This is a genomic window from Sphingomonas canadensis (genome assembly GCF_026013525.1).
Lineage (GTDB): Bacteria > Pseudomonadota > Alphaproteobacteria > Sphingomonadales > Sphingomonadaceae > Sphingomonas > Sphingomonas canadensis.
In genome coordinates this window covers 166204-188585 of record NZ_JAPDRA010000008.1, presented here as the reverse complement: position 1 = coordinate 188585, position 22382 = coordinate 166204, and the positions used below count along the sequence as shown (strand labels likewise).

At 68.2% G+C, this 22382-nt stretch carries 16 protein-coding genes, 1 tRNA gene and 1 pseudogene; 14 read left to right on the top strand and 4 right to left on the bottom strand.

Annotated elements, in window-relative coordinates:
• The 5 genes from tolR (at position 1) to OM513_RS15665 (ending at position 4369) form a co-directional block, all read left to right on the top strand.
• Positions 1 to 501 carry a protein TolR gene (gene tolR / locus OM513_RS15685; RefSeq protein WP_264945520.1) on the top strand — a complete coding sequence of 167 codons (501 nt, stop codon included), beginning with the start codon at positions 1 to 3 and terminating at the stop codon, positions 499 to 501.
• Positions 498 to 1292 carry a cell envelope biogenesis protein TolA gene (locus OM513_RS15680; RefSeq protein WP_319951624.1) on the top strand — a complete coding sequence of 265 codons (795 nt, stop codon included), beginning with the start codon at positions 498 to 500 and terminating at the stop codon, positions 1290 to 1292. The genes tolR and OM513_RS15680 overlap by 4 nt, the downstream gene beginning before the upstream one ends.
• Positions 1293 to 1302: 10 nt before the next feature.
• A complete protein-coding gene (gene tolB, locus OM513_RS15675; protein ID WP_264945519.1) occupies positions 1303 to 2697 on the top strand; it encodes a Tol-Pal system beta propeller repeat protein TolB in 1395 nt (464 codons plus the stop codon).
• Between the two features lie 63 nt (positions 2698 to 2760).
• Positions 2761 to 3267, top strand: coding sequence for a peptidoglycan-associated lipoprotein Pal (gene pal / locus OM513_RS15670; RefSeq protein WP_264945518.1), 507 nt, complete (start codon positions 2761 to 2763; stop codon positions 3265 to 3267).
• Between the two features lie 208 nt (positions 3268 to 3475).
• Positions 3476 to 4369 (top strand): alpha/beta fold hydrolase, encoded by an 894-nt coding sequence (locus OM513_RS15665; RefSeq protein ID WP_264945517.1) that lies wholly within the window; start codon positions 3476 to 3478, stop codon positions 4367 to 4369.
• 21 nt (positions 4370 to 4390) lie between these two features.
• Here OM513_RS15665 and OM513_RS15660 read toward each other — a convergent pair whose 3' ends face one another.
• Both OM513_RS15660 and OM513_RS15655 read right to left on the bottom strand, forming a co-directional pair.
• Positions 4391 to 5050 (bottom strand): hypothetical protein, encoded by a 660-nt coding sequence (locus OM513_RS15660; RefSeq protein ID WP_264945515.1) that lies wholly within the window; start codon positions 5048 to 5050, stop codon positions 4391 to 4393.
• Between the two features lie 117 nt (positions 5051 to 5167).
• Positions 5168 to 5638 carry a lysozyme inhibitor LprI family protein gene (locus OM513_RS15655; protein WP_264945514.1) on the bottom strand — a complete coding sequence of 157 codons (471 nt, stop codon included), beginning with the start codon at positions 5636 to 5638 and terminating at the stop codon, positions 5168 to 5170.
• Positions 5639 to 5784: 146 nt separating this feature from the next.
• On the opposite strand from OM513_RS15655, the gene cobS reads away from it, so the two are divergent.
• From cobS to OM513_RS15625, 6 genes are all read left to right on the top strand, one after another.
• A complete protein-coding gene (cobS, locus tag OM513_RS15650) occupies positions 5785 to 6789 on the top strand; it encodes a cobaltochelatase subunit CobS (protein WP_264945512.1) in 1005 nt (334 codons plus the stop codon).
• 118 nt (positions 6790 to 6907) lie between these two features.
• The gene (cobT, locus tag OM513_RS15645) at positions 6908 to 8737 is read left to right on the top strand and encodes a cobaltochelatase subunit CobT (RefSeq protein WP_264945511.1); all 1830 of its coding nucleotides are present in this window, start codon (positions 6908 to 6910) and stop codon (positions 8735 to 8737) included.
• A gap of 10 nt (positions 8738 to 8747) precedes the next feature.
• Positions 8748 to 9026, top strand: coding sequence for a ribbon-helix-helix domain-containing protein (locus tag OM513_RS15640; protein WP_264945510.1), 279 nt, complete (start codon positions 8748 to 8750; stop codon positions 9024 to 9026).
• Positions 9027 to 9089: 63 nt separating this feature from the next.
• A complete protein-coding gene (locus OM513_RS15635; protein WP_264945509.1) occupies positions 9090 to 11537 on the top strand; it encodes a TonB-dependent receptor in 2448 nt (815 codons plus the stop codon).
• Between the two features lie 95 nt (positions 11538 to 11632).
• Positions 11633 to 12316, top strand: a complete 684-nt coding sequence (locus OM513_RS15630) for a Fe2+-dependent dioxygenase (RefSeq protein WP_264945508.1) — start codon at positions 11633 to 11635, stop codon at positions 12314 to 12316.
• A 98-nt stretch (positions 12317 to 12414) separates the two neighbouring features.
• The gene (locus OM513_RS15625) at positions 12415 to 13527 is read left to right on the top strand and encodes a PepSY-associated TM helix domain-containing protein (protein WP_264945507.1); all 1113 of its coding nucleotides are present in this window, start codon (positions 12415 to 12417) and stop codon (positions 13525 to 13527) included.
• Between the two features lie 194 nt (positions 13528 to 13721).
• On the opposite strand, the gene OM513_RS15620 is transcribed toward OM513_RS15625, so the two are convergent.
• Positions 13722 to 18338 (bottom strand): NAD-glutamate dehydrogenase, encoded by a 4617-nt coding sequence (locus OM513_RS15620; protein ID WP_264945505.1) that lies wholly within the window; start codon positions 18336 to 18338, stop codon positions 13722 to 13724.
• A gap of 146 nt (positions 18339 to 18484) precedes the next feature.
• Complete coding sequence (locus OM513_RS15615; protein ID WP_406701376.1) at positions 18485 to 19750, bottom strand: PAS domain-containing protein; 1266 nt, start codon at positions 19748 to 19750, stop codon at positions 18485 to 18487.
• 307 nt (positions 19751 to 20057) lie between these two features.
• Between OM513_RS15615 and OM513_RS15610 the strand changes: the two genes are divergently transcribed.
• From OM513_RS15610 to OM513_RS15605, 3 genes and pseudogenes are all read left to right on the top strand, one after another.
• A tRNA-Thr gene (locus tag OM513_RS15610) sits at positions 20058 to 20133 on the top strand.
• Between the two features lie 680 nt (positions 20134 to 20813).
• Positions 20814 to 21440: pseudogene (locus OM513_RS20845) on the top strand (DNA cytosine methyltransferase); the annotation flags it as partial.
• Between the two features lie 292 nt (positions 21441 to 21732).
• The gene (locus tag OM513_RS15605) at positions 21733 to 22176 is read left to right on the top strand and encodes a hypothetical protein (protein ID WP_264945503.1); all 444 of its coding nucleotides are present in this window, start codon (positions 21733 to 21735) and stop codon (positions 22174 to 22176) included.
• Positions 22177 to 22382 lie beyond the last annotated feature (206 nt).

Sequence of the window (22382 nt, the reverse complement as noted above, 5' to 3'; positions counted from 1 at the left end):
ATGGCCATGCACCTCCCCTCCAACAAGGGGCGCGGCCGCCGCGCGCCGATGGCAGAGATCAACGTCACCCCGCTGGTGGACGTGATGCTGGTGCTGCTGATCATCTTCATGGTCACCGCCCCGCTGCTCACCGCGGGCGTGCCCGTGAACCTGCCCGAAAGCCGCGCCAAGGCGCTGCAGCAGGACGCGAAGCCGGTGCAGATCGCGATCGACCGGGTGGGCGACGTCTATGTCGACACGGTCAAGGTCCGGTTCGAGGAGCTGCCGCAACTGCTCGCCCCGCTGGCGCAGAAGCGCGATGCCGACGGCAAGCCGCCGCAGATATTCCTGCGCGCGGACCAGGCGCTCGATTACGGCAAGGTGATGCGCGTGATGGGCGAGCTGAACCGCGCCGGGCTCAACCGCGTGTCGATGGTGACCGACGCGGCCAGCGCCAATGACGCCGCCGGCTCGCCCGCCGCCGCGCCCGCGGAGGCCGCCACCAAGGACGGCGCGCAGTGATTTCGCGCGGCGAGGTCGCCGGGCTCGCGGTCGCGGGCATCGGGCACGCCGCGCTGTTCGCGTTGCTGGCCATCGGCTTCCTGTCGGAATCGAACAATCGCCCGCCGCCGCCGCCCGCGATGGAGGTTTCGCTGGTGGACAAGGTCGGGCTCGAGCAGATGGCCCCCGTGGTCAGCACCGAGCCCGAGGCGGCCAAGAAATCCGAGCTGGACGCCCCGATCGAGCCCGAGCCCGCGCCGCCCGAGCCCGATCCCAAGCCGGTGACCAAGCCCGATCCGCCCAAGCCGCAGCCCAAGCCCGACGCGAACGCCGCCGAGCGCAAGCCGGAGCGCAGCAATTCGCGCGCGGGCGGCAGCGGCAGCGGCAACCGTTCCAGCGGCGGCCTGCCCGATTATGCGGCGGAATTCGGCCGCGGTAACCGCCCCAACGACAGCCGTTCCACCAACCCGCCCGCGACGATGACCGGGGAGGCGGCGGCGAACATCGCGTCGGCGATCATCCGCCAGGTCCAGCCCTGCGCCAACCGCCAGGTCAGCCCGGGGCCGGGAGCCGAGCGTATCCAGGCGGTGGTCCGTCTCCAGCTAAATCGCGACGGCTCGCTTGCCGCGCCGGTGCAGATCGTGGGACATAATGGCGTCGACGACAGCAACGAACGCTATGTGCGCCGGGTCGACGATGCGGTGAAGGCGATCTTTGCGAGCTGCTCGCCGCTGCGCGGGCTGCCGGCCGAGCTGTACGACGTGACCCGGGGGTGGAAGACATTCCGGCTGAACTACAGGCTGAAAGGGTGAGGAGCTTTTGATGCGCAAGATTGTGGCGATCGGGATCGCGGTGCTTGGCGCCACGTTCGCCCATGCGGCGGCGGCCCAGCCGGTGCAGGCTCCGCCCATTCAGGTTCCGCCGGCGCAGCAGGCGGGCGGGGCTCAGGAAGACGACGAACTCGTGGTCGATCTGGAGGGTGGCCAGTCGGCGCCCTTGCCGATCGTCATCCCGGCGATGCCCACCGCCAGCGTCACCGCCACCACCGCCGGCTCCACCGATGAGCTGGGGCGCAAGCTTTCGAGCGTGATCGACGACGATCTGCGCAACACCGGCCTGTTCCGCACCGTCGGCCCCAATTCGGCGCGGCCGATCGCCTATTCGGAGGTCAACGCGCCCAATTACGGAAGCTGGGCCACCTTCGGCGCGCAGGCGCTGGTGCAGGGCTATGTCCGCGCGAACAGCAACGGCACGCTCACCGTGGGCTGCTACCTTTACGACATGTCCACCCAGGCGGAGCTGCTGCGCCAGGGCTTTGTGGTGGGCGTGGGCGATTGGCGGCGGGCGGCGCATAAGTGCGCCGACGCGGTCTATTCGCGGCTGACGGGCGAAGGCCCCTATTTCGACAGCCAGGTCGTCTATGTCGCGGAGCGCGGGCCGAAGAACCGGCGTATCAAGCAGCTCGCGATCATGGATTATGATGGCGCGAATCACCGGTTCCTGACCAACGGCCAGTCGATCGTGCTCACCCCGCGCCTTTCGCCCGACCAGGGCCGCATCGTCTTCATGAGCTATGAGGACGATCGCCCGGCGATCTACATCTATGACATGAAGGCGCGGCGCCAGCGGCTGCTGGTGTCGAACGTCAACCTGAACTTCGCGCCGCGTTTCTCGCCGGACGGGCGCTGGGTGCTGTTCTCCATGGCGATCGCGGGCAACACCGATCTGTATCGCGTCAGCGCCAGCGGCGGCACGCCCCAGCGGCTCACCACCTCGCCTGGCATCGATACCGGCGGCAGCTATTCGCCCGACGGTCGGCGCATCGTGTTCGAGAGCGATCGCAGCGGCAGCCAGCAGCTCTATGTGATGGATGCCGATGGTTCGAACCAGCAGCGCATCAGCTTCGGCGGGGGGCGCTATGCCACCCCGGTGTGGAGCCCGCGCGGCGATCTGGTGGCGTTCACGCGCATCGGCGGCGGTGCCTTCCGCATCGGCATCATGAGCCCCGGCGGCGGCGGCGAGCGGCTGTTGACCGAGAGCTGGGGCGACGAGGGGCCGAGCTGGGCGCCCAACGGCCGCGTGCTGATGTTCTTCCGCGCCGCTCCCGGATCGGGACGCCCCGATCTCTGGTCTGTTGACCTGACGGGGGCGAATGCGCGCAAGATACCGACGCCACTCGATGGATCGGACCCGGCGTGGGGACCGATTCGGCCGTAGAACGTTTATTGCGCTTGGGTTGAACTGCCCGTGGCAAGGCGGGCGATAGGAAGGAGAAAGAAGATGGCCAGGACGAAATCGGGGTTCCTGCTCGCCGCCGCGCTGATCGCGCTGGCCGGTTGCACCAAGACGCCGCCGCCCGACGTGCCGGGTCCCGGCCCGGATAACGGCACCGTCGTCGACAATGGCGGGGGCGACACCATCCGCCCCGGCTCCGCCGAGGACTTCAAGCGCTCGGTGATGAGCGATACGGTCCACTTCGCCTATGACCAGTATGACCTGGATGCCCAGGCGCGCGCGATCCTGGACACCCAGGCGCAGTGGCTGCTCCGCTATCCCTCCGTCCGCGTGACGATCGAGGGCCATTGCGACGAGCGCGGCACCCGCGAGTACAACCTGGCGCTGGGCGATCGCCGCGCCAATGCCGCGAAGAACTATCTGGCGGCCCGTGGCGTCGCGCCGGGGCGGATCACCACGATCAGCTACGGCAAGGAACGCCCGCTGGCGCTCAGCTCCGACGAGGCGAGCTGGGCTCAGAACCGCCGCGCGGTGACGATCGTCATCAGCTAAGCGACCGTCCCTTCGGGGCCGACAGGAAGGGCCGCCGGGAACATTCCCGGCGGCCCTTTCCTTTTGATCGCGCAATCCTCCCCCGCCGGGCGGAGGTGGCATGCGCCGCGTGACGGAGGGGGATGGACGCTGGACCCGCCTCCCCAAACCCGTCCCCTTGCCCCTTTCGCCCGCCCGGCCTAGCCCGGTGGCAAAGAAGGAGAGGGTAATGGAGCTGCAGCGTGTGGCGCTTTCGACGGGGGTCGAGCTTGACGTAGCGTCGGCGGGTGATCCCGCGGCCCCGGCGATGATCTTCCTCCACGGTTTCCCCGAGTCGCATCGCACCTGGCGCCACCAGATGGCCGATCTGTCGCGCGACCATTTCGTGATCGCACCCGATCAGCGCGGCTTCGCGCGATCGTCCAAGCCCGAGGGGGTTGAGGAATATGCCCCGGCGAAGACCGTCGCCGATCTGTTCGCGCTTGCCGATCATTTCGGAATCCGGGGCTTCACGCTGGTGGGGCATGACTGGGGCGGGGCGATCGCCTGGATCGCGGCGCTGCAGAATCCCCAGCGGGTGCGCCGCCTGATCATCCTGAACGCGCCGCACCCGCTGGTCTTTCAGCGCAGCATGTTCGACGGATCGGGCCAGCGCGAGGCGAGCCAGTATATCCGCGCCTTCCGCAACCCCGATCTGGAGAAGCATATCGCCGCGATCGGGGTGGAGGGGTTCTTCGACACCACCTTCGTCAAACATGCCGATCCGGCGCTGATGGCGGACGAGCGCGCCGCCTATCTGGACCAATGGTCGCAGCCGGGCGCGATGACCGCGATGCTCAACTGGTATCGCGCCAGCACGGTGGTCGTCCCCGCGACGGGCGAGGAGGCCACGCCCCCCGGCTGGCTGGACGGCCCCTTTCCGCCGCTGACCCAGCCGGTGCTGGTGATCTGGGGGATGAAGGACGGCGCGCTGCTGCCCGTGCAGCTCGACGGGCTCGACGCGGTGGTGGACGACCTGACCGTGGTGCGCATCGCCGACGCGGGCCATTTCGTCACCTGGGAGAAGCCCGCGCCGGTCAACGCCGCGATCCGCGAATGGCTTGCGGTCAAGGGCGACGGCTGAGGCCAATCCGCGAAGGCGCCGTCAGCGCGGGCAGAACCCCGGCGGGCGGCGGCTGGTGCGGCACCCCTTGTCGATCAGATTCTCCAGCGACGCACAGCTCCGTTGCGGGCTGCACACCGATCGCGAGCCGTTGGTGACCGCCTGGCAGCGCTGCGCCAGCGTCTGCGCCTGATCCCAGCCGATGTCGCGCGTGCAATTCTGCAGCCCGTCGCGCCACGGGCCGCCGTCCCAGTTGCCGCCATGGCCGCGCGGGCGGGGCCTGGGCTTCGGACGCGGCTTGGGCTTGCCTGCCACCGGCGGCTTGGCCTGGGGCGGCGGCGAATCGAGATAGCGGCGATAGGCGCGATCGACGCAGGGCGCGTCCTGGCACAGGTCGCGTTCGGTCAGCAGGGCGTAGAGCTGGTTTTCCAGCACTTCCATGCGATCCGGGCTGGCCGCCTGGCGCCCCGATTCCCATTGCGCGGCCAGGCGGCGGTGCAGCTCGCGCAGCCCCTTGTTGTCGCACACCAGCCATTCGGCGCGGGTGATCGTGCCCGAACACAGCGGCTCCTGCGTCAGCCATGGCGTCGGCGCCGGGGTCGATGTGGGCGTGGGCGTAACGGTGATGTTGTTGGCCGGCGTGTCCGGATTGCAGCCGGCGAGCGATGCCGCGGCCGCGGCGAGCAGGACGAAGCGCTTCATCATGGCACTCCCGGGCGGACAATGGTTAACGATGCCAAGGTGTCACGATTGGGCGCTGAGGGAAACCCCCGGCGTGGCCGCATCGTTACGAATGCGGAACACGCCGGGGCGTGAGGCTCAGGGATTTTCGGCCTGGCGCAGTTCGTCGAGCCGCTCCTTCTGCGCCATGAACACGCAACGTTCGGTGGTGCATTCGCTGCGGCGGTTCAGATATTCCTGCTGCTCCTCCATCAGCGCGTCCTTGCCATGGGCGAGCAACTGGCTGCGCAGCCGCTTGTAGACGGCGGCGATCTCGCGGTCGTCCTCCGCCAGTTCGGGCCTGTTGCAGATGATGTGCTCGGCCGTGCCGAGATCGGGCGAGGCGCAGTCGAAGCTCGGCTTCGCGCCGGCATCGGCGGCTACGGCGGGGGCCGCACTGGGCGAAGGCTCGGGAGCCGGAGTGTCCGCCGGAGCGGGCGTCACGGGCGCGGCGGGCACCGTCGCGTTGGCGGGCGCGGCTGCGTTGGACGGCGCCGGTGCGCTGCCCCCGCCACAGCCGGCAAGCAGGATCAGCGCGCCAAGCGGCGCCGCCATGAAGACACGGTTCATCAAAATTCCCCCCATGCAGATGATTCTGCACAGCGGTGAGTTGCACAAATCCGGCCATGTGGCCAAGTGACCGTTGCGGCCCGGTGCGCGAGTCACTACCCCGCAACCGCCAACCGCGGCGACCGCCGCCCAGGACCAGAATTGAGATGACCAACATCCCCAACGCGCAGCCCGACAGCCGCGAGACGACCATCCTCGACGCGCCCGACCGCATGGTGAAGGTGCGCGAGCTGTTCGGCATCGATTCGGACATGGAATGCCCGGCGTTCAGCGAGGCGGACGAGCGCGTGCCCGATCTCGATCCGGCCTATGTCTTCGATCCGGATACCACGCTCGCGATCCTGGCGGGCTTCGCGCACAACCGCCGCGTGATGATCCAGGGCTATCACGGCACCGGAAAGTCGAGCCATATCGAGCAGGTGGCGGCGCGGCTGAACTGGCCGTGCATCCGCATCAACCTGGACGCGCACATCAGCCGTATCGACCTGATCGGCCGCGACGCGATCGTGCTGAAGGACGGCCAGCAGGTCACCGAGTTCCGCGAGGGACTGCTCCCCTGGGCGCTGCAGACGCCGACGGCGCTCGTCTTCGACGAATATGACGCGGGCCGCCCGGACGTGATGTTCGTGATCCAGCGCGTGCTGGAGACCGAGGGCAAGCTGACGCTGCTCGACCAGAACCGCGTGATCCGCCCGAACCCCTGGTTCCGCCTGTTCGCCACCGCCAACACGGTGGGCCTGGGCGATACCAGCGGCCTTTATCACGGCACCCAGCAGATCAACCAGGGCCAGATGGACCGCTGGAACATCGTGATGACGCTCAACTATCTGCCGGCCGCGGTGGAATCGCAGATCGTGCTCGCCAAGTCCGGCGAATATGACGATCCGCGCGGCAAGGAGACGGTGGAAAACATGGTGCGCGTGGCCGATCTCACGCGCCGCGGCTTCATCAACGGCGACATCTCGACCGTGATGAGCCCGCGCACCGTGATCACCTGGGCGCAGAACGCGATGATCTTCAAGGACGTCGGCTTCGCCTTCCGCCTCTCGTTCCTCAACAAGTGCGACGAGGCGGAACGCGCGCAGGTGGCCGAATATTATCAGCGCGTGTTCGGCACCGATCTGCCGGAAAGCGTGGTAAGCAAGGCCTGAGCGGGCAAGGGGCCGCGATGTCCGGATCGGGATCGCGGCCACCCGGAACGCCTGCCGCCGCGCCCGCCGGGCAGCGATTGGGTTGACCGCGCCCGCGCGGCGCTCGCAGGAAAGACCAATGGCCAACGACTCTCCCCTTGAACGCTTCCGCAACGTGCTCACCGGCACGGCGCGCGCGCTTTCGGGCGAGGGTGAGGCGGAACTGAGCTTCACCGCCGATGCGCCGCACCAGACCGGCAAGAGCATCAAGGTGCCTATGCCCGCGCGCGCGCTGCCCGCGGACCAGGTGGCTGAGGCGCGCGGCTTCGCCGATGGCTTTGCGCTGCGCATGCGCCACCACGATATCGCGCTCCACCTGCGCGGCGCCCCGCGTGAGGCGGCGGCGCGCGCGGTGTTCGACGCCGTGGAATCCGCGCGGGTCGAGGCGCTGGGATCGAAGGGTTATGCCGGCATCCGCGACAATCTGTCGCACAGCCTGGAACTGAAGCTGCGATCCGATCCGATCGCGCGGGCGCGCACCCGTGACGAGGTGCCGCTTTCCACCGCGATCGGGCTGATGGTGCGCGAGCGGCTGACCGGGCTCGAATCGCCCGCCAGCGCGGCGCTGGGCATGGCGCTGGTGCGCGACTGGATCGAGGACCGCGCGGGCGGCGATCTGGACGCGCTGGCGCTGGCGATCGACGATCAGGCCGCCTTTGCCACGCTGGCTCAGCGCGTGCTGCAGGATCTGGAGCTGACCGAGGGCGACCTGATCCCCGACGACAGCGACGAGGGCGGCGGCGAGGACGAAGGCACCGACGACGGCGACGAGGGCGAGCAGGAAGGCGAGAGCCAGTCGCAGCAGGGCGATGGCGAGGTGGAGGCGCGCGGCGAGCAGCGCGAGTCCGACGATACCGACGAATCCGGCACCGAGCAGGAACAGTCGGAGGCGATGGAGGACGGCGACGGCGAGCCCGGCGACGAGGGCGAGGAGGGCATGATGCCCGTGCGCCCCAACCGCCCGTGGAGCGACCTGCCCCCGCAATTCGAATACAAGCCCTTCACCACCCAGTTCGACGAGGTGGTGGCCGCGACCGAGCTGTGCGATTCGGAGGAACTGGACCGGCTGCGCTCCTATCTCGACCAGCAGCTCCTCCACCTCCAGGGCGCGGTGACCAAGCTGGCCAACCGGCTCCAGCGCCGGCTGATGGCGCAGCAGAACCGGAGCTGGGACTTCGATCAGGACGAAGGGCTGCTCGACGCCGCCCGGCTGGCGCGCGTGGTGGTCAATCCCATGCAGTCGCTCAGCTACAAGATCGAACGCGACACCGATTTCCGCGATACGGTGGTCACGCTGCTGATCGACAACAGCGGATCGATGCGCGGCCGGCCGATCTCGATCGCGGCGATCAGCGCCGACATATTGGCGCGCACGCTGGAACGTTGCGGCGTGAAGACCGAGATTCTGGGCTTCACCACCCGCGCGTGGAAGGGCGGGCAGAGCCGCGAGAAATGGCTGGCCGAGGGCCGCCCGCCGCAGCCGGGCCGCCTGAACGACGTTCGCCACATCGTCTACAAACAGGCCGACGAGCCCTGGCGCCGCGCCAAGAAGTCGCTGGGCCTGATGATGCGCGAAGGGCTGTTGAAGGAGAATATCGACGGCGAGGCGCTGTTGTGGGCGCACAACCGGATCATCGCCCGGCCCGAGGAACGCAAGATCCTGATGGTGATTTCCGACGGCGCGCCGGTGGACGATTCGACGCTGTCGGTGAACTCGGGCAGCTATCTGGAACGTCACCTGCGCCAGGTGATCGCCTGGATCGAGGGCCGCTCTCCGGTGGAGCTGGTCGCGATCGGGATCGGCCACGACGTCACCCGATATTATCAGCGCGCCGTGACGATCATGGATGCCGAGCAGCTCGCCGGCACGATGATCGAGCAACTGGCGGGCCTGTTCGACAGCGAGTGAACCAGCGGCCGTGACGATCGGCCCGCCCTCCGGCGGCTTCCATGGCCCGGTGAAGCGATCGGTCACCATCGCCGGCCACCCCACTTCGATCAGCCTGGAGCCGCTGTTCTGGCAGGCGCTGGAGGAGGCCGCGGCGGCGCGCGGGCTGCCGCTCAGCGCGCTGGTCGCCGCGATCGATCACGCCCGCATCCAGGCGCACGACCCGCCCAATCTGGCCAGCGCGCTGCGGAGCTGGCTGATGGATCAGGCCGGAAAATCGAACAGAGAAATTGAGAACCACTCTCATTAGCGTTGACACTGCGAACGACTCTCAATAGCTGGGCCCCGAGAACAATATCCAGGGGACTGCTCCGTGACTCGTGTTTCTTCGGCCCGCCCGGCCTTTCTTGCGCTCGCCTGTGTTGGCTTCATCTCCAGCGGTGGAGCGGTGCTCGCCGCCGCGCCGGGCGATGACGCCGACGCCGCCTATGCCGGCGAGGCGCCGGATGCCGGCAGCGATCAGGACCGCCGCGAGATCGTGGTCACCGGCGAACTGGTGGAAGGCGAGGTGGAGAGCCCCAAGGCGACCCAGCCGCTGCGCGATACGCCGCAGACCGTGACGGTCGTCAGCGATCAGGTGATCCGCAAGCAGAACCTGCTCACGCTGCGCGACGCGCTGGCCACCATTCCCGGCATCACCTTCGGCGCGGGTGAGGGCGGCGGCGGATATGGCGATTCGATCAACCTGCGCGGCTATTCGGCGAACAACGACATCACCGTCGACGGCGTTCGCGACAGCGCGCAGTACAGCCGCACCGATCCGTTCAACCTCCAGCAGATCGAGGTCTACAACGGCGCCAATTCGGTGTTCAACGGCTCCGGATCGGTCGGCGGCACCGTCAACCTGGTGTCGAAGGCGCCGCGCAGCGACGATCTGGTGATTGCCCAGGCCGCCATCGGCACCGACAATTACTATCGCGGCGCGATCGACGCCAACCACCGCGTCTCGCCGCTGATCGCGGTGCGGCTCAACGCGGTCTATCATCGCAACGACGTGCCCGGCCGCGACGTGGAGCAGTACAAGCGCTGGGGCGTGGCACCCGCGATCACCTTCGGCATCGACGGCCCGACCAGCCTGACGCTGGCCTATGTCCACCAGCGCGATAACAACACGCCCGTCTATGGCGTGCCCTATTTCAAGAGCCTGGTGAACGATGGCCCGCTGCCCGGCGTCGATGATAGCGACTATTTCGGCTATTCGAACCTGGACCTTCAGGAGACCACGGTCGATCGCCTGACCGCCACCTTCGTCCACAGCTTCAGCGACGCGGTGTCGGTACGCAACCTCACCCGCTGGCAGCGCGTCGGCCAGTACAGCCAGACCAGCGCGCCGCAGGGCACGTTCTGCCTGACTTCCACCGGCCTCCAGCCCGTGGGCGCGACCGGCGCCGCCACCACCGGCATCGCCTGCCCCGGCACGCTGGCGCCGGGCATGTACCTGCCGTCCGGCCCGCGCGGGCTGGTGCGCGATCAGGAGAACCAGCTCTTCGTCAACCAGTCGGACGTTCGCATCGTCTCGGGTGATCGCGATGGCATCCGCAATACGCTGGTGATCGGCGGTGCGCTTTCCTGGGAGGATTACGGAATCACCACCGCCTCGCTGGCGCGCAACCCCGATGGATCGGCGGTGTCGCCGCTGCCGCAGATGAGCCTTTCGAACCCGAACAGCGTCTATTCCGGCCCGCGCAACCTGACGGTGACCGCGGTATCGAAGTCGCACAGCCGCAATGCCGCCGTCTATGCCTTCGACACGCTGGAGCTGGGCATCGTCGAGCTGAACGCAGGCGTCCGCTGGGAGAACAACAAGGCCACCTTCCGTGCGATCCCGCTGCTGACGGTGCCGCCGGGGACGACGCCGCTCACCGCGCTTCAGGCCGCACCGCAGACCAGCGACGAGAGCCTGTTTTCCTATCGCTTCGGTGTGGTGGTGAAGCCGGTTGAGGACGTGAGCCTCTATGCGGCCTATGGCAATTCGAAGACGCCGTCCTCGGCCACGGTCCGCCTGGGCTGCGGCGTGGTCGCCGCGCCGGGCGCGGCGGACCCCTGCGCCACCGCGCCGGAAACCGCGCGCAACTATGAGGTGGGCGTGAAGGCGGACGTGCTCGACCGCAAGCTCCAGCTCACCGCGGCGTTCTTCCGCAACGAACGCAGCAATTTCCGCGTCGCCTCGAACGATCCGTCGCAGCCGGCGTCGCTGCAGGTGCTCGACGGCCGTTCGCGGGTGGACGGCGTCGCGCTGGGCACCACCGGCCGCATCACCGATGCCTGGACAGTCTTCGCCAATTACACCTGGCTGGACGGCACGGTGCTGCAGAGCGTGTCGGACTTCTGCCTTGCCACGCCGGGCGCGGCGGGCTGCGCCAACAGCGTGGCCGTCCCCGATCCCCAGGCCGGGCAGGAGATGCTGCAGACCCCGCGCAACTCGGGTAGCCTGTTCACCAGCTATCGCCTGCCGTTCGGGCTGGAGGTTGGCTATGGCGCCACCTATCAGGGCGCGTTCGCGCTCAACAACCAGGTGCTGGCCGGCGGGCAGCTCACCCCCCAGTTCCGTTCGGACGACTATCTCGTCCACCGGCTGTTCGTCTCCTATCCGGTGACGCAGGGGCTGACGGTGCAGCTTAACGTGCAGAACCTGACCGACGAGCGCTACTACACCGGCATCCGCAACAATGTGAACGCAACCACCGGCGCGATCACCGGCGGCTGGGCGACGCCGGGCGAGCGGCGTTCGGCGGTGTTCAGCCTGTTCTACAGCTTTTGAGGGAGGACAAGGACAGCCCTTCCTCGCGCCGTCATCCCGGCCTGGCCGGGATGACGGTTCGGTTCCGGGCCATCCTGCTGTAGAGAGTTCTTCCGATGCTGATCGCGATCCCCGACCTGCTCGATGCCGCCGCGCTGGCGCGCGTCCGCGCCATCACCGACGCGGGCGAATGGGTCGACGGAAACGTCACCTCCGGCCCCCAGGCCGCGCTGGCCAAGCGCAACGAGCAGCTTGCGGAAGCCGGAGCGGCCGCGCGCGAGGCCGGAGCGATCATCCTCGATGCGCTCGGCAAGTCGCCGCTGTTCGTCGCGGCCGCACTGCCGCTCAAGGTCTTCCCGCCGCTGTTCAACCGCTATTCCGGCGGGCAGGCGTTCGGCACGCATGTCGACAATGCGGTGCGCATTCAGCGCGGCACCGAGTTCCGCGTGCGATCGGACCTGTCGATGACGGTGTTCCTGGAGGCGCCCGAAGCCTATGACGGCGGCGACCTGCTGATCGAGGACCAATATGGCGTCCAGTCGGTCAAGCTGCCCGCGGGGCACGCGATCCTCTATCCCTCGTCGAGCCTCCACCGCGTCGAGCCCGTCACGCGCGGGTGCCGCGTGGCCAGCTTTTTCTGGCTCCAGTCCATGGTGCGCGACGATGGTGCCCGGCGGCTATTGTTCGAGCTGGACCAGGCGGTACAGCGGCTCGGCGGCCAGCTTGGCCAGGACGATCGCTCGGTGATCGAGCTGACCGGCGTCTATCACAATCTGCTGCGCCGCTGGGCCGATAGCTGAGCCGTGGACCGGCGGCCGGGACGTGACATCTTGCGACAATTATCGCGATTGACTTGCAATAGCGCCGCTGCGATCGGCGCGGCGAAAGGGGTATGCGCATGAACATGGTCCGCCTCCGCAAGCTGTGGTTCCAGTTCCACAAATGGATCGGGCTGCTGCTCGCGATCGCCATCCTGCCGCTGTGCGTGACCGGATTCGCGCTGGTGTGGCACGATCCGCTGCTGCGCGTGATCCATCCCGATCGCTACGCGGTGGAAGGTCCGGCGGCGCTGGCGCCCGCGACCTATGCCGATGCGGCCCGCGCGCAGCTTTCCCCCGGCGAGGCGCTGACCAAGCTGACCCTGCCCGGCGAGGCGGGCGAGCCGGTGCTTGCCACCGCCACCAAGCCCGTGAAGGGCGGCCGTCCGGAACGGATCAACATCTATCTGGATCCCAAGGATGCGCGGGTGATCGACAAGGAATATGTCGGCTCCACCGTGTTTCAGGTGATGCACGTGATCCACGGATCGCTGATGATTCCCGAATGGGGGCGGCCGATCGTGGGCTGGGTGGGCGTGGCGATGGTGATATCGTCGCTCACCGGCATCTGGCTGTGGTGGCCGCTCAGCGGCAGCGTGCGGCGCGGCTTCCGGTGGAAGCGGCATGCGAACACCGACAGCAACCTTCACTATCTGCTCGGCTTCTGGATCTCGGTGCCGCTGTTCGTGCTGTCGCTGACGGGGGTGTGGATTTCCTTCCCCTCCGCCTTCTCGGGCTTCGATGGTCCGCGTCCGGCCGCGACCGGCCCCAGCCGTGCCGCGATGATGCGCGCCAAGCCGATCGAGCAGCCCGCCACGCCGCTGGATGCGGCCGTCGCGGGCGCGCAGTCCGCCCAGGCGGGGCCGGTACGATCGGTGACCTGGCCGACCGACGTGAAGCCCGAATGGGCCATCGAGATCGGCCGCGCCAGCGTGACCGTGAAGGACGCAAGCGGCGAGACCAAGGTCTCGCAGCCCGCCGGCCGCCCGCCGCAGACGCTGTCGCGCACGATGCGGCAGATCCACGACGGGCAGGGCATGCCCTTCTGGTGGCAGCTCATCGTGTTCCTGGGCGGCCTGCTGCCCACGGTGCTGTCGATCACCGGGATCATCATGTGGTGGCGCGCGCGCAAGTGGCGCGGGGCACTGGCCGAGCGCCAGCGCCAGGCGGCCGGGCGCAAGACCGCGGGCTGAAGGGACCGGGGGCGGGTCGCCTCCGCCCGTTCCACGGACCGCAAGCGTTGAAGCAGGCTGGCTCCCCGGCGCAGTCCAGGAGGGCCAGCGGCCGCCCGGCCGGGATGGCGGGCGCCGGCTTCGAACGGGCGGAAACCGGCTCCGGAAAAGCGCCGGTGTGGCGCTTCGATCCGGGGTCCGGTTCCGGCCCGGTATCAGCGGCCCAGCAGCACCCGCGCCTGGCCGGCGATCTGGGCCAGCATCGCCGCATTGGGGTTCGCCGCCTGCCGCGCGCGCGCCACCAGCGCCGCGAACTGCGTCACCCGGCCCGCGTTGGCGTCCAGCCAGGCGTTGACGCCCGCCTCGGGATCGGCGCCGTCGATGCGGGCCAGGAACTCCAGCCGCAGTTGCTGGAAATCGCGCGCCAGGCTGGCGATCAGCAGCCGTTCCCACACATCGCCGGTGGTGATCCGCGTGGCAACCGACTGTGCCCAGTCGAGCCCCAGCGCCTGGCCCAGCCGGGTGAAGGCGCGGGTCAGCTCGGTCTCGCCGATGCCGCGCCGCTCGCCCAGCTCGGCCAGGCCGATCGCGCCGTCCAGCTCGAAAAGCTGCACCACCCGGTCCGTCAGCCCGCGCGGGGCGCCCGCGGCCTCCAGCTTGGCCGTGATCCGCCCGCTCTGCGCGCGCACCTCCTCCAGCAACAGCCCGCGCGCCTGGCGGCCCAGGCTGTCGATGCCGGGCTGCAGCCGCGCGATCACCTCGCCGGGGCCTGCGCCGGGGCGGCATACGCGCAGCAGATCGGCGATATGGACGCGCGTCGCCACCGCCACCTCGTCGAGCAGCGCGATGCGCGCGCCCTCCGCCATCGGCTCGGTCTCGATCGCTTCCCACAGCGCGCGCAGGCCGAACAGCCGCTCGGCGACGACGAACATTGCCGCGATATCGCCCATCGCCGCGCCTTCCTCCTCGGAAAGCTCGAACGGGTGCAGCACGCCCAGCCGGTTGACGATGCGGTTGGCCAGCTTGGTGGCGACGATCTCGCCGCGCAGGCGGTGTTCGTCGATCGCCGTGCCGAACCGTTCCTGCATCGCCGCCGGGAAGGCGGCGTGCAGATCGGCGGACAGCGCCGGATCCTGGCCCAGCCCGGTCTTCTCCACCGCGTCCTGCAGCGCCAGCTTGGTGCTGGCCAGCAGCACCGCCAGCTCCGGCCGGGTCAGCCCGCGGCCCTCCTGCGCGCGGCGCAGCAGCTCCTCGTTGGGCGCCAGCCCTTCCACCGCGCGGTCCAGCCGGCCTGCGGCCTCCAGTATCTCGATCGTGCGGACATAGCTGGGCAGCGCCACCGCGCCGTCATTCTCCATGAACGACAGCGCCAGCGTCTGCAGCCGGTTGTCCTCCAGCACGAGCTGGGCCACGTCGCCGGTCATCTCCGCGAGCAGGGCGTTGCGGTCCTCGAAGCCCAGCCGGCCCTCGATCATCTCGCGGTTGAGCGCGATCTTGATGTTGACCTCATTGTCCGAACAATCGACGCCGGCCGAATTGTCGATGAAGTCGGTGTTGATCCGCCCGCCGCGCGCCGCGAAGGCGATGCGCGCCGCCTGGGTCACGCCCAGATTGGCGCCTTCGCCTACCGCGCGGGCGCGCAGTTCCTCGGCGTTGACGCGCAGCCGGTCGTTGGCGGGATCGCCCACCTCGACATGGTTTTCGGATGCGGCCTTCACATAGGTGCCGATGCCGCCGAACCAGATCAGGTCCACCTGCGCGCGCAGGATCGCGGAGATCAGCGCGCTGGGCTCCATCTCGGCCGCGCCGGTGCCCAGCATCGCCTGCACCTCGGGGCTGAGCGGGATCGACTTCTCGGTCCGCGCGAAGACGCCGCCCCCCTTGCTGATCAGCGACGGATCATAATCCGCCCAGCTCGATCGCGGCAGGCCGAACATCCGCTCGCGCTCGGCCCAGCTCTTCGCGGGATCGGGATCGGGGTCCAGGAAGATGTGGCGGTGGTCGAACGCCGCCACCAGCTTGATCGCCCGGCTCAGCAGCATGCCGTTGCCGAACACGTCGCCCGACATGTCGCCGCATCCGGCCACGCGGATGCTCTGCGTCTGAACGTCGATGCCCAGTTCCAGGAAGTGCCGCTGGACGGACACCCAGGCGCCCTTGGCGGTGATCCCCATCGCCTTGTGGTCATAGCCCTGGCTGCCGCCCGAGGCGAAGGCGTCGCCCAGCCAGAAGCCGCGCTCGATCGCGATCGCGTTGGCGACGTCGGAGAAGGTGGCGGTGCCCTTGTCCGCGGCGACGACGAAATAGGGGTCCTCGCCGTCCAGGATGGTCACGCCGTCCGGATGCACCACCGCGCCGCCGACGATGTTGTCGGTGATCGAAAGCAGCGCGCGGATGAACACGCGATAGCTCTCGGTCCCCTCGGCCAGCCAGGCGTCGCGGTCCTGCGCGGGGGAGGGGAGCAGCTTGGGATAGAAGCCGCCCTTGGCCCCGGTCGGCACGATCACCGCGTTCTTCACGCGCTGGGCCTTCATCAGCCCCAGGATCTCGGTACGGAAATCGTCGCGCCGGTCGGACCAGCGCAGGCCGCCGCGCGCCACGGGGCCGGCGCGCAGGTGGATGCCTTCCACCCGCGGCGAATAGACCCAGATCTCGCGCCACGGCAGCGGCTGGGGCAGGCCCGGTACCTTCGCGCTTTCCAGCTTGAAGGCCAGCGCCTCTGCGCCTGCGGGCGCGAAGGCGTTGGTGCGCAGCGTGGCGAGCACGACGCCGCGGATCATGCGCAGGATACGGTCGTCGTCGATCGCCTGGACATGATCGAGCCCGGCGTCGATGGCGCGGGCGGCGGCCTCGATCGCCGTCGCATCGCCCGCGCGTGCGGGATCGTGCGCCGCCTCGAACCGCTCGATCAGCGCCGCGGCGACGGCGGGGGCGCGGCGCAGCGCGTCCACCACCGTCGCCAGGCCATAGCTGAGCCCCGTCTGGCGCAGGTAGCGGAACCAGGCGCGGAACAGCACCACCGCGCGCGGCTGCATCCCGGCCTCGACGATCAGGCGGTTGAATGCGTCGTTCTCCGCCTTGCCCTCCAGCACCGCGGCGATCGCGCGCTCGATCAGCGCGGGCTCACGCTCCAGCGCGGTCACGCCGGTGGGCGGGGGCGCCACCTCGAAATCATGGATGAAGGCGCCATGCTCGCCGGTGAGCTGGGTCGGCACCTCCTCGATCACGCGGAAGCCGAAATTCTCGAACACCGGCACCGCGTCCGACAGCGCCAGCGCGCCGCCGCGGCGATAGAGCTTGATCCGCCACGCGCCGGGCTTGCGCGGATGCGGGCAGATGCGCACCGAACGATCCCCGTCGGAGCTCAGCGTGGCGATGCGCAGGATGTCGCGCGCGGCCTCTTCCGCGGTGCCGTCGGCGCGATAGGCGGGCGGGAAGCTGGCGGCGTGGCGTAGCGCCAGCCGCGTCGCCCCGGCGCCGGCATGTTCGGCCAGCGCGGCTTCCACCGCCCGAACCCAGCCGCGCACCATCCGCTCCAGCCGATCGTCCAGTTCGCCGGTGTCGGGCAGCCGCCCTTCGCCGCGCAGATCGAGCGTGTAGCGCAGCAGCGCCACAGGCCCTTCCTCCACCGCGATGCCCCAGGCGATCAGCGGCGCATTGGCGGCTTCCGACAGCATCTCGCCGATCGCCACGCGGCGGCCGGTGGAAACCTCGTCGCGGGGCAGCCACACGAAGGCGAACAGGTGGCGTTTCAGCGGGCTGGGCACCAGCGCCAGCTTGGGCCGCGGCCGGTCCGCCACCGACATCGCCGTCAGCACCAGCGATTCGAGCGAGGCGGGATCGAACGCGGTCGTCAGATCGTGCGGGAGCGAGGCGAGCGCGTGCGCCATCGCCTTGCCGGTATGCCCCTTGGGATCGAAGCCGAAGCGCGCCTCCAGCGCCTTCAGCCGCGATCGCAGCAGCGGCACCTCCTCGGGCAGCGAATAGAGCGCGGAGCTGGTCCACAGCCCGGCATGGATCGAAAGCGCGCTCACCTCCGCGCCCGTCAGCACCGGGACCACCACCACGTCCAGCGGAACGCGCCGGTGGACGGTGGAGATGCAGTTCGACTTGAGCAGCAGCGGCGGCTCGCCGCCCGCGCGGAACCACTCCACCGCGGCCTTGCGCGATGCCTCGGCCAGGATCGGCTGGGCATGATCATAGCGCGCGATGCCGAGCTGGGCGCCGGTGGTGCCGTCGGTCTTCCACTCCTCATGCGCCAGCAGCGTCATCGCGCCGCCCAGGAACCATTGCAGCAGCGCCGTGCCCTCCGGCGTGGGCAGGTGGGTGGCGTCGGCCGCCATCGCGCCCTGCAGCGCGCGCCAGTCCATCACGGCGTCGCGCACCTGCTCCAGCGTGCGCTCCAGATCGGCCACCAGCAGGCGGCGCGTTCTCGCGTCGGCACGGTCCATCTCGATATAGACCATCGATTCGGGCTTGCCCTCGCCGATGGCGGAAATCGCGCCCGCGCCGTCGCGCACCACCGGGATCACCGGGTGCAGGATGCGGTGGATCGCGATGTCGTGCGCCGCGATCGCGCCCGCGATCGAATCGACCAGGAACGGCATGTCGTCGTTGATCACCGCCAGCCGCATCCGCCGCCGCTCGCCGTCCTGATAGGTGGCCAGCGCGATGCGGGGGGCGCCCGCGTCGCGTTCCGCCGCGGCCTCCGCCACGAAGGCGGCCGCCTCCGCGCGTCCGGCGGCGCCGAAATCCTCTATCTCCCCCGGCAGCGCTCCTTCGAGCAGCCGCTCCTCGAACGCCTTGGACAGCGTGCTTTTGATCTTGGGCATGGCCGCCCTATGCGCCCGCTGCGACGCCACCTCAAGCCTTGTGGCGACGCCCAAGTTACGTTTGCAACTAAGTTGCAGGCGCGTGGCGGCGCGCCGTCATTTCGTGTCGGAAACCGCCGCGAATTGCTTATCGCGCGGGCGGCGGATCAGCCCGCCGCGCGCTTCACCGCGCGCTCGGTCAGCCCCGCGTCGCCCGTGATCGCGGCGACGATGTCCAGCCCGTCGGCACCTGGACGCGCCAGCAGCACGACGAACCCGTCGCCCGCGGGCGCGATCGGGACATGCGCCAGCGGCGGGCGGCTGCGCAGCTCGGCGGCGGCACGGGCATAGAGGTCGGGCTTTGCTTCCGGCCGGCGCAGCGCGCGTTCGGCCTTCACCACGCCCTTGATCCCGCCCTCGGCGACTTCCAGGAATGCGTCGAGCCCGCCCTGGGGCACGGCGTTGCGCCGCGCATGGGTGAGCACCGCGGCGAACTCGGTCAGCCGCGTCTTGTCGTAATCCGCGCCGAACACCAGCTTGGCGCACGGCGTCATCGGCGCGCGTTCCTGCGCTACGATCCCCGCATCGGCCAGGATCGCGGCATAGCCGTCCTCATCCTCCTCGGCGGCGGTCGCGAAATCATAGGCGCGCGAAAGGGCACGATACAGCGCGGATCGGGTGCGCGTGTCGGCGGCGCGCGCGGCGGCGGCCGATTCGCGGGCCAGCATCAGCCGGTCGGCCAGCGTCTGCTGCGCCGATGCCGGCGCGGCAGCCACGGGCGCGACGCTCAGCGATCGCGCGGCGGCCTCCACCTCCGGCTCGTGCTGCGGGTCGGCGCCGGGCGTGCCGATCAGGCTGGCGCTCGGCCCATCGGCCCAGACGGCGGCGGCCACCGGATTGCGCGGCGTGGCGCGGCGGGCCTCCTCCACCTCGGCGTTCAGCCGGGCCTGGGTCTCGGCGTCGACCATCTCCTTCCAGTTGATCACGCCATAGATGAAGTCGATCGTGTCCTCGTCGGACGAGAAGGGCATCAGGATGCCGCGATACAGCGTGTTGTGCCCGCGCTGGCCGACGAACTCCGCCTCGAACCCGATCGGCGCGCGATTCGCGATGATCTGGAGATAATGGTCGGTCAGGCGCGACAGCAGCGATCGGCTGGGCACCTGGGCGACATGGGTGATGCTGGTATCGACGCCGCATTCCTCGCGCAGCGCGCGGCCCAGGAAGCGGATCGCGGGGTCCTCGATGCCCTTGGAGAAATCGAGCAGCACCGAATTGGGGCCGAAATCGGCGATATTCTCCGGATCCAGATCCTCGATCGAGGGATAGGCGCGCCCGCGCAGCAGCGACACCCAGTGGTTATAGGCGCGCACATGCATGCGGCGCTCGTCGGTGCCGATATCGAGCGGGCGGTCGCTCAGCACGTCGTCCATCTCGTCCTCATGCTCCGGGCGATCCGGGCGAAGCGGATCGTTGACGCCGCGGGCCATGTCCATGCGCTTGCTCCACTGGGGAAAGATGCCCCGTTGTTCGCAATGCTTCTGCAACGGCCGTGGTAAACGGCGCGTAAAGGCAGCCCGCCGCGTCAACGCTTCCGCAACGCTTGTCAGCGATGAATCATGCTGGTAAGCGCCCGCCTCGCCTCCGGCGGGTCCGGGAGCATATGCCGCTTTAGCTCAGTTGGTAGAGCATCGCATTCGTAATGCGGGGGTCTACGGAGTTGGGAGCAATTGGAGTTATGCCGCTTTAGCTCAGTTGGTAGAGCACATCATTCGTAATGATGGGGTCGCAGGTTCGAGTCCTGCAAGCGGCACCACCCACCTTTCAGCTTGATCAGCGCGAATTGCCTAGCGAACGTGGGTTCGGCGTGGGTCAACCTTGGGCGCTTTGAGAGGGACTAATTGGCGTTCCTGCGGCTGGGTGGTTCAGGGAAGGGTGCGCAATATCTCGTAGCTTGCCATGCCGGGTAACCCCTTCGTCAGAGTCAGCCCAATTTGCCTATCCTCAATGAGGAATCACAGGCTTGAGTGCTATGGGGTGGCACCACCCAGCGACGACGCAGAGAGGGATTTCGATGCCGTCGAAGATCGCCACTTGAAACCCGCCATCAGATGTGAGAACAAACAGGGAACATACTAACTGCGGCGCCCGCTGATGTCAATGCGCGAACCGACCCACACTTGCTTGCGAACGCCAATCCTAACCGTGGTCGCGCAACAGTGCCGATCATCCCCCGCCACCGCCATATGCCTTGACCAGTGCGGCAAACTACGCAAAACTGCGCACTTCGGAGGACAAGTGCGCATGGCAGAGCATAGCACCAAGATCTCTGTCCTTTTGGAGTCGGCGGAAGCCGACCGGTTCGACGCCTATTGTCGGTCGCGAGGGTTCAAGAAGAGCACTCTGATTGCGCGCCTCATTCGAGATCATCTGGATAGCGAAAAGTTCGATAGGCAGCGGTCGCTATTTGACGTGCAGCGTTAAAGGGGGAATCCAATGATTGACCGAGGTTCGCGACCCGACATTCGCTCGGCGGCGCTGCAAATGGACTCCCGATGGCCGGCGGCGAAAGCGGCGATGGCGGGGCCGATCGATGTCATCGATTTCTTTTCTGGGTGTGGCGGAATGTCCGCGGGTTTTTTGTCTCTGAATGGCGAGGACCCGACCTATCGATTGGCGCTTGCTGTGGACACCGATGCGGACGCGATCGCGACGTACAACCGGAACATAGGTCCGATCGCGAAGCAGCTCGACGTTTTCGAGCTCGCGAAGGATCTTGAAAAAACGAAGCGTCTTATCGGATCCGTTCGTAGCGCGCCGGACGCACCATTGGTGATGATCGGCTGCGCGCCCTGTCAGGGGTTCTCTTCCCACAGGAACGCCGCCGGGGACCAAGATTTGCGTAATTCGCTCTTCGTCGCGTTCGCACGCATCGCGGCGGCTGTCGGCCCGGATGTGATCATTGCGGAAAATGTCCCCGAGATACTTACGGACCGCTATTGGCCGCTTGTTGCAGAGGCCAGGCGGCTGCTGTCCGAGGCTGGCTATGATTCCTGCATTGCCATTCACGACATGGCCGAGTTCGGCGTTCCGCAACAACGCTTTCGTGCGCTCCTGATTGCGATGCGCAGGCCCGTTGGCATGCCCAAAGGGTTCCTTGCCCGTGGAGAATTCCGCACGGTTCGCGATGCGATCGGCCAGCTATCGAAGATTCAACCCGGCGTACCTTCGCCGCGCGATGCGATGCACGTCACTGCCGGCCATCGGGCTTCGACCGTGGAAACCATCATGTGTGTCCCGGCCGATGGCGGCAGCCGACCTGCCGACGTAGGTCCAGAATGTCTGAGGCGCGCGGCAGCAAGCCGCCGTCTGTTGCGATATTCTGAATTGAAATCCGACGAAGCCGGGGGTGGTCATGGCCGAGCGAGAGACAAAAGCCTTTGCGCTAGCTCCGCTGCCTGTGATTGTACCGGTGCTGATCGCGGTCGTGTTCAATGCGATAAGAGGCGGTACGGGCGACGCGACAGCTGCGGACATTGTCGCCGCGATGTTGTTTCTGCTTTTCCTGAGCTACGGCGCCATTGCCTTCATCGGTGTTCCGATTCATCTCGTGCTACGGCATTTCAAGAAAACCGCCTTGACCCACTACCTGGGACTTACTGCCCTGCCCTTCGTACTGCTCGCCGGGGCTATTGCCATCTGGCGCTGGCTGGGCCCGGCTCCCACGCCACCGGTCAACCCATTCGGCCTCTACGAGCAAAGCGACACGGCCATAAAAGCGGTGCTGGCGTTCGCTGCTGTTGCGTCGCTGTCGGCTGCGATATTTTGGCACTTCGGCGTACGACAGCCGAAATCCTGAGCGGCGGTTTCTGGGGCGCTTTCTGCCTGGCCAATTCTAAACAAGCGGACGGGCAGCTATCGATACTTGGCCTCCCGAGAGCCGCCGGGCGGGAAAGTCCCCACATTCGGTCGTTTGTCTAACTGCGCCGCCCCGCTAATCTGGAGAAGGTCGGGCGCTTCGCGCGGGTATAGCGCAGGTCGCTTTGTAGCGTTCGATCCAGCCAA

Coding starts and splice junctions, on each gene's coding strand:
- tolR (WP_264945520.1), top strand. CDS start 1: ATGGCCATGCACCTCCCCTCCAACAAGGGGCGCGGCCGCCGCGCGCCG.
- tolB (WP_264945519.1), top strand. CDS start 1,303: ATGCGCAAGATTGTGGCGATCGGGATCGCGGTGCTTGGCGCCACGTTC.
- pal (WP_264945518.1), top strand. CDS start 2,761: ATGGCCAGGACGAAATCGGGGTTCCTGCTCGCCGCCGCGCTGATCGCG.
- OM513_RS15665 (WP_264945517.1), top strand. CDS start 3,476: ATGGAGCTGCAGCGTGTGGCGCTTTCGACGGGGGTCGAGCTTGACGTA.
- OM513_RS15660 (WP_264945515.1), bottom strand. CDS start 5,050: ATGAAGCGCTTCGTCCTGCTCGCCGCGGCCGCGGCATCGCTCGCCGGC.
- OM513_RS15655 (WP_264945514.1), bottom strand. CDS start 5,638: ATGAACCGTGTCTTCATGGCGGCGCCGCTTGGCGCGCTGATCCTGCTT.
- cobS (WP_264945512.1), top strand. CDS start 5,785: ATGACCAACATCCCCAACGCGCAGCCCGACAGCCGCGAGACGACCATC.
- cobT (WP_264945511.1), top strand. CDS start 6,908: ATGGCCAACGACTCTCCCCTTGAACGCTTCCGCAACGTGCTCACCGGC.
- OM513_RS15630 (WP_264945508.1), top strand. CDS start 11,633: ATGCTGATCGCGATCCCCGACCTGCTCGATGCCGCCGCGCTGGCGCGC.
- OM513_RS15625 (WP_264945507.1), top strand. CDS start 12,415: ATGAACATGGTCCGCCTCCGCAAGCTGTGGTTCCAGTTCCACAAATGG.
- OM513_RS15620 (WP_264945505.1), bottom strand. CDS start 18,338: ATGCCCAAGATCAAAAGCACGCTGTCCAAGGCGTTCGAGGAGCGGCTG.
- OM513_RS15615 (WP_406701376.1), bottom strand. CDS start 19,750: ATGGACGACGTGCTGAGCGACCGCCCGCTCGATATCGGCACCGACGAG.
- OM513_RS15605 (WP_264945503.1), top strand. CDS start 21,733: ATGGCCGAGCGAGAGACAAAAGCCTTTGCGCTAGCTCCGCTGCCTGTG.